The 1,098-nt window shown below is 57.5% G+C and carries 2 pseudogenes; both read left to right on the top strand.

Going from position 1 to position 1,098, the window contains the following annotated elements:
* Nucleotides 1–120: pseudogene (locus AAY47_RS22325) on the top strand (ATPase); the annotation flags it as partial.
* Nucleotides 121–1,098, top strand: a pseudogene (locus AAY47_RS18970) (Mu transposase C-terminal domain-containing protein); the annotation flags it as partial. It lies immediately after the preceding pseudogene.

Below are 1,098 nucleotides of genomic sequence, written 5' to 3'. Positions count from 1 at the left end.
ATCTATGGCGATGCAGGGATGGGGAAAACGATGGTCATGCGGGAATATGCCAGACAACAGAGCGATGCCATTTTGATTGAGGCCGATCCCGGCTATACCGCCCGCGTGATACTGGAGGAGCCTTCCTATGATGCGGTACGCCGGGTGATGGCAAAACTGCCGAAGCGGGAAAAAGCCCGGGGCCGTCTTACCGGCTCCGCGGCCCGTGCACTGGAAACCTACCAGAAACGGGACTGGTCACAGATGCCGGTTAATGGCTGCTGGATCAGTGATGGTAAGAGCCTGAATTTGAAAGTGGCGCACCCCATCCACGGCCGCCCATTTACACCGGAACTGACACTGGTGCTGGATGGCCGCACGCGCTATGTGGTGGGCTGGTCGCTGGATTTATCCGAAAGCACGATTGCCGTGGCCTCGGCGTATCGCCATGCCATGAAGCATCACGGTAAGCCGCTGTTTGTCTACTCCGATAACGGGGGCGGTCAGACGAACAAAACGCTGGATGCCGATATCACCGGGATTTTCCCCCGGCTGGGTATCGGCCACATGACGAGCATCCCCGGTAATCCGCAATCACGCGGCATTATCGAACGCCTGAATGCGGTTATTCCCCGGCGTATTGCGCAGAAATTCCAGACCTATAACGGGCTGGGGGCTGACCCGGAATCGGTGCGCGTGACTGACCGCCGGATACTCTCTGCGGTCAAAGCGCAGGAAAACCAGAAAGCATTGAATGCCGTCCAGCAGGCCGCGCTGGCAAAACTGCCGTCCTGGCAACAGTTGCTGGATGCGATTGAAGAAGAAGTCGAGCGCTACAACACCGGGCATGAGCACAGCGAACTGCCCAAACACAACGGCCGCCACATGACGGCGGCAGTCTACCGCAAAATAGTGCTGGAAACCGAAGGGGATGAAATCGAATACCTGACCCAGATTGAACTGCGCGAGATGTTTATGCCGGAGGTCACCCGTATCGCCCAGCGTGGCTGGGTGGAGTTCAACAATAACCAATATTTTGCTGAGAACCTGATCGAGGTGGATGGCGAAAGCGTGCGGGTGGCCTACGACATTCACGATGCCGGGGAAGTCATCATCCGC

It is taken from the genome of Xenorhabdus griffiniae, from assembly GCF_001028135.1.
GTDB classification, from domain to species: Bacteria; Pseudomonadota; Gammaproteobacteria; order Enterobacterales; family Enterobacteriaceae; genus Xenorhabdus; species Xenorhabdus bakwenae.
This window is presented reverse-complemented; position numbering and strand designations above follow the sequence as displayed.